Here is a 5,476-nt window from a genome sequence, read left to right on the forward strand (position 1 = left end):
GTATTGTATGTCGACATGGCATCTCGCGATGAGGCGCCTTGAGGGCGTGCGGGCGTGGGGGCGTCAGGGGTGCGGGCGTGCGGGCTTGTGGGCATGCGGGCGTGCGGGTTCGGAAGCTTGGGACGCGATGGAGTCGGCGCTGCACATGCCGAAGCCGCCGCGCGGGTTCGACACGGCTCGGGTGACGCCGTGTCGGACCCGCGCGGCGGGCGCCCGGTCAGGGATTCAGGTGTTCAGAGGTCGAGCACGAGGCGGTCGCCCCGGCAACGGCCGACGCAGATCATCATCGTGCGGCCGGCCTCGCGTTCCTCCTCGCTGAGCACGGAGTCCCGGTGTTCCGGGGTCCCGGCGAGCACCCGGGTCTCGCAGGCGCCGCAGTACCCCTTCTCACAGTCGTAGGACAGGCCGTCGACGGCGTCGCGCAGGACCTCGATGAGCCGACGGTCGGCCGGCACGGCGAGGGTGGCTCCGGTGCGCGCGAGCTGAACCGTGAAGGGCTGGTTCGCCTCGGCGGCGAACGCCGTCTCCAGCTCGTCCCCGGCGGCGAAGCGCTCCAGGTGCAGCCGGTCCGCCAGGTCCAGACGGGCGCACTCGCGCTCGACGGCCGCCAGCATCGGCGCCGGACCGCACGCGTAGACCGCCGTGTCCGCCGCCAGCCCGCCCAGCAGCCGGGGCAGGTCCGGCAACCCGGCCTCGTCCTGGGGGAGCAGGGTGAGCGCGTCGCCCGCTACGGCGGCCAGCTCGTCGGCGAACGCCATCGTGGAGCGGGTGCGTCCCCCGTACACGACGGTGAAGGGCGTGCCCTGGGCGGCGGCCTCGCGGACCCCGGCGAGGATCGGGGTGACCCCGATGCCGCCCGCGAGGAACAGATAGGACGGGGCCGGGACGAGCGGGAAGTGGTTGCGCGGCCCGCGCACGGTGAACGTGGCCCCGGGGCGGGCGAGGTCGTGCAGCTCGACCGAGCCGCCCCGCCCCCCGGGCTCCCGCAGGACGCCGATCCGCCAGGTCGTGGGGTCGGCGGGATCGCCGCAGAGCGAGTACTGCCGCAGCCGGCCCGAGGGCAGCCGCAGTTCGATGTGCGCGCCGGGCCGCCAGGCCGGGAGGTCACTCCCGTCGGGCAGGCCGAGGTCGACGGCGACGACATCGTCGGCCGCCACGCGCACGCCGGTCACCCGCAGCGGGGTGGGGGTGGTCAGCGCGCGGACCCGCTGGACGGCCGCCCCGTCCGCGCGGGACGCGGGCGGGAAGAGCGCGGGGATCGCGTCCCAGCCCGACTGGTTGCCGCGCGTGTCATAGGGGACGAGCCCCTCCTCGATGACCCGGTAGTCGGGCAGCCGGGTCAGGATCTGCGTCATCATCGCGCGGAACATGGCCCGCGCGAGATGTGCCCCGGCACACCGGTGCGATCCGATCCCGAAGCTGAGGTGCCGGGTGGTGTCACGGTCCAGGCGTACCTCCTCGGGGTCGGGGAACACGGCGGGGTCGTGGTTGGCGGCGACCCAGGGGATCAGCACCCGGTCGCCCGCCCGCATCGGACAGCCACCCACCTCGACGTCCTGCGTGACGGTCCGCGCCATCGACTGCGACGGGGCGAACGCGCGCAGGAATTCCTCCGTCGCGGTGTCCAGTAGATCCGGGGACTCGACGAGCCGCCGCCGCTGCTCGGGGTGGCGCGCGAGATGCACGAGCGTCGATCCGGTCAGCGAGGTGGTGGTGTCGACGCCGCCCGCGATGAGCAGGCCGATCACCGACACCAGTTCGTCGTCGCCGAACGGCTCACCGTCGGGGCGGCCACCGGCCACCAGCGCGCTGATCGCGTCGGCGCGGGGCGCGGTGCGGCGCTCGGTGATCAGCTCCCGGATGCGCTGGTCCATGTAGGCCAGTCCGGCGGCCCCGCGCGCGGCGCGGTCGCTGCCGGCCGGCGCGGCGAAGATGTCGTGGATCGGCCCGGCCAGCTTCGCCCAGTCCTCCTCGGGGAAACCGAGCCAGTCCAGGGTGACCGCGGCGGGCAGTGGGTTGGTGAGGTCGCGGACGAAGTCGCAGGAGCCCAGCTCGATGAAGTCGTCGACGATCCGGGCGGCATGCCGCTCGATCATGGGCACCAGGCGCTCGACCGCCTCCGGGGTGAGCAGCGGGTTGATCAGCTGCCGGTACTCGGTCGCCCGGGGTGGGTCCAGCTCGATCGGATACTGTTCCAGCCCCGGTCCCTTGGGGATGACGATCCCGACGCCCTCACCGCCGTGGCCGCTGCGGGCCGAGGAGAACGTCTCGTCGTCACGGGCGATACGGGCCACGTCGGCGTACCGCGTCGTGTAGTGGAAGCCGCCGTGGGCGTCGGAGCGGCCCACCGGGCAGGTCGCGCGAAAGCGCGCGTAGTAGGCGACCGGATCGGCGTTGGCGTCGTTGGAGTGGTGATCGAAATCGACGGGGTGGCCGGGGTCGGTGTGATGACCGAGGTCGGTCCGGCGATCGAGGTCGGTGTGCTGACCGGGGCCGGTCTGGTGATCGGGGTCGGCGTGAGAGCCGAGGTCGGCGGGATGGCCGAAGGCGGTGTCGATGTCGGCGGACATGGGGGCACGCTCCACGTGCTGGGAATTCCGCGCGGTGTTGTCCGGCCGCGCCACCGGATGCCTGCTGCCTCATCGGCGCAGGTCAGCCTAGGGTGTCGTCGCTCCCAAGGCAATATCCTGGTACGACGCCCAGGATCGCTGGGCCAGTATCGTCGGTGCAGGATCGTCGGGCCTGGTACGGCGCCTCTCGGCGACCCGGCCACCTGGACCGTCGGGCCTGGTACGACGCCCGGGACCGTCAGAAGGTCAGCACGGCCTTGCCGACCGCGCCCGAGCGGACCGCGGCCACAGCCTCGTCGATCTGCTCGAAGGGGAAGTACGTGATCATCTTCTCGACCGGGAACCGGCCCTCGGCGTTGAGTTCGAGCAACTGCGGCAGGAACAGCTGCGGCACACTCGACCCGGCGATGATGCCGGTGACCGAGCGTCCGTTGAGGATGCTGCGCCATTCGAAACTCATCGACTCACTCGCCCCGACGCCGATGACACCGGCCCGCCCGAGCGGCCCGAGCGCCTCCACCGCGGTGCGCAGCACATCTTCGCGGCCGGTCGTGTCGATCACGAAGTCGAAGCCCTCGGGGACGATCGCGGCCAGCCGGTCGGCGGTGTCCCCCTTCGAGGAGTCGACGGTGTGGGTGGCGCCGAAGCCGCGCGCCGCCTCCAGCTTGGCCGGGTTGACATCGACGGCGGCGACGACCTTGCAGCCGCTCAGCGCGGCGGCTATGACGGCGGCCACCCCGACCGCCCCCGCCCCGAAGACCGCGAGGGACGCGCCGGGACGCGGCTGGAGCACATGGAACACCCCGCCCGCCCCGGTCTGGAAGCCGCAGCCGAAGGGCCCGGCCCGCAGCAGGTCGAGCGACGGATCGATCCGTACGACGGCCCGCTCCGACGCGACCACATGGCTGGCGAACGACGACTGGCCCAGGAAGTGGGCGTTGACCTCCTGCCCCTGGTACGAGACAGCGGTGGAACCGTCGGGCCGGCGGCCGGAGAAGTTCACCGCGTCGAATTCGCGGCAGTAGGCGGGCGAGCCGGTACGGCACAGCGCACAGGTGCCGCACGACGCGAAGGACATGGCGACATGGTCGCCCGGGCGGACGGACGTGACCTGGGAGCCGACCTTCTCCACCACACCCGAACCCTCGTGGCCGAGCAGCGCGGGGGTGGGGAAGAAGGTGGCGAACTCAAGATCGGTGCCGCAGATACCGACGGCGGCGACGCGGACGAGCACCTCGTCCGGGCGGGGCTCGTCCAGGTCCACCTCGGTCAGGACGAAGGGTTGTCCGGCCTGCTTCAGCAGAGCGGCGGTGGCACGCACAGGGCCTCCTCGATACCTCTTGTTGCCTCACAAAGTGAGACCGCATCTTGACATGTGCAACAAAGGCGGTCAAGGTTCCCCCCATGGTGGCTGTTGACTTTCCTTCTTCTCTGCACTTCATCGACGGTGAGTGGGTCGCGGCCCACGACGGTGGCACGCTGGACGTCCTCGATCCCGCCACCCACCAGGTGATCACCCAGGTGGCCCGAGCGGGCGCGGCCGACGTCGACGACGCGGTCGCCGCGGCCCGCCGCGCCTTCCCCGGCTGGGCGGCGACCAACCCGAGCGAACGAGGGGCGCTGATCCACCGCTGGGCGGACCTGATCATCGCCGAGGTCGAGGCGCTCGCGGCCGTGGAGGCCCAGGACGTGGGCAAGCCCCTGTCCGGGGGCCGCACGAACATCTACATCACACACGGCATCATCGACTACTTCGCGGGCGCCGCCGACAAGCTCACCGGCGTCACCCTGCCCACCCGCAGCCCCGACTACCTGGGCTACACGGTCCCCGAACCGTACGGCGTGTGCGCCATCGTCATCCCGTGGAACGTCCCGTCCGTGCTCACCGCCGCGAACCTCGCGCCGGCCCTTGCCGCGGGCAACACGGTCGTCCTGAAGCCCTCCGAGATCGCTCCGCTGGCCCCGTTCGCCCTCGTCGAACTCGCCCGCCGGGCCGGTTTCCCGCCGGGCGTGATCAATGTCGTCGCGGGCCTCGGCCCCGAGGCGGGCGTCGCCCTCACCTCACACCCCGGCGTCGACCACATCAGCTTCGTCGGCTCCACCAACACCGGCCGGGCGATCATGGCCAACGCCGCGCGGAACCTCGTACCGGTGAAGCTGGAACTCGGCGGCAAGTCGCCGAACGTGCTCTTCGCCGACGCCGCGCTCGACACGGCGATCCCGGCGATCGTCGCCTCCATCACCGAGAACGCCGGGCAGAACTGCTACGCCGGGTCCCGGCTGCTGGTGGAGTCCTCCGTGCACGACGAGGTCGTGGAGCGGATCGCCGCCGCCATGGCCGACATCAAGACCGGACCCTGGGAAGCCGACCTGGACATGGGCCCGCTGGTCAGCGCGGCACAGTTCGACCGGGTCAGCGGGTTCCTCGCCGACGCGCCGCGCGAAGGGGCACGGCTGGTCACCGGGGGCACCCCCGGCGACGGGTGGTTCGTCCGGCCGACCGTGTACGACCAGGTGGACGCGGGTATGCGCGTCGCCCGCGAGGAGGTCTTCGGCCCGGTCCTCGCCGTGCAGTCCTTCCGTGACACCGCCGAGGCCACCGCGATGATGAACGCGACCGACTTCGGCCTGCTGGCCTGCATCTGGACCAACGACGTCTCGCGTGCGCTGCGGCTCGCCAAGGACGTCCGCTCCGGGCAGGTGGCGGTCAACCAGTTCCACGACGCGGGAGTCATCGGCTTCCCCTTCAACATGCAGAAGGACAGCGGCTTCAGCCGGGGCGGGGGATACGCGGCCCTGCGCGAGTACACCCAGGAAAAGGGTGTGGCGATCCGGCTGCTGGCCGGCTGAGGCCGCACACCATGGGTATCCCCGCCGAAGCGTGCACCGGTCCGGCCCGAGAGGGA

At 71.9% G+C, this 5,476-nt stretch carries 3 protein-coding genes; 1 reads left to right on the forward strand and 2 read right to left on the reverse strand.

Translation table 11 applies throughout. The features are described 5' to 3' along the window. Window positions 1–233: 233 nt before the first annotated feature. Both ACFXAZ_RS34745 and ACFXAZ_RS34750 read right to left on the reverse strand, forming a co-directional pair. Window positions 234–2,570 carry a cytochrome P450 gene (locus ACFXAZ_RS34745; protein ID WP_384599464.1) on the reverse strand — a complete coding sequence of 779 codons (2,337 nt, stop codon included), beginning with the start codon at window positions 2,568–2,570 and terminating at the stop codon, window positions 234–236. A 238-nt stretch (window positions 2,571–2,808) separates the two neighbouring features. Next, window positions 2,809–3,891 carry an NAD(P)-dependent alcohol dehydrogenase gene (locus ACFXAZ_RS34750; protein ID WP_382692408.1) on the reverse strand — a complete coding sequence of 361 codons (1,083 nt, stop codon included), beginning with the start codon at window positions 3,889–3,891 and terminating at the stop codon, window positions 2,809–2,811. Between the two features lie 83 nt (window positions 3,892–3,974). Between ACFXAZ_RS34750 and ACFXAZ_RS34755 the strand changes: the two genes are divergently transcribed. Then, complete coding sequence (locus ACFXAZ_RS34755) at window positions 3,975–5,420, forward strand: aldehyde dehydrogenase family protein (protein ID WP_384599466.1); 1,446 nt, start codon at window positions 3,975–3,977, stop codon at window positions 5,418–5,420. Window positions 5,421–5,476 lie beyond the last annotated feature (56 nt).

Origin of the sequence: Streptomyces sp. NPDC059477 (assembly GCF_042749375.1) — a bacterium.
Taxonomy (GTDB): Bacteria; Actinomycetota; Actinomycetes; order Streptomycetales; family Streptomycetaceae; genus Streptomyces.

What these genes read in the sequence shown, in the direction of transcription:
- ACFXAZ_RS34745 (WP_384599464.1), bottom strand. Translation starts at nt 2,570, where the DNA reads ATGTCCGCCGACATCGACACCGCCTTCGGCCATCCCGCCGACCTCGGC.
- ACFXAZ_RS34755 (WP_384599466.1), top strand. Translation starts at nt 3,975, where the DNA reads ATGGTGGCTGTTGACTTTCCTTCTTCTCTGCACTTCATCGACGGTGAG.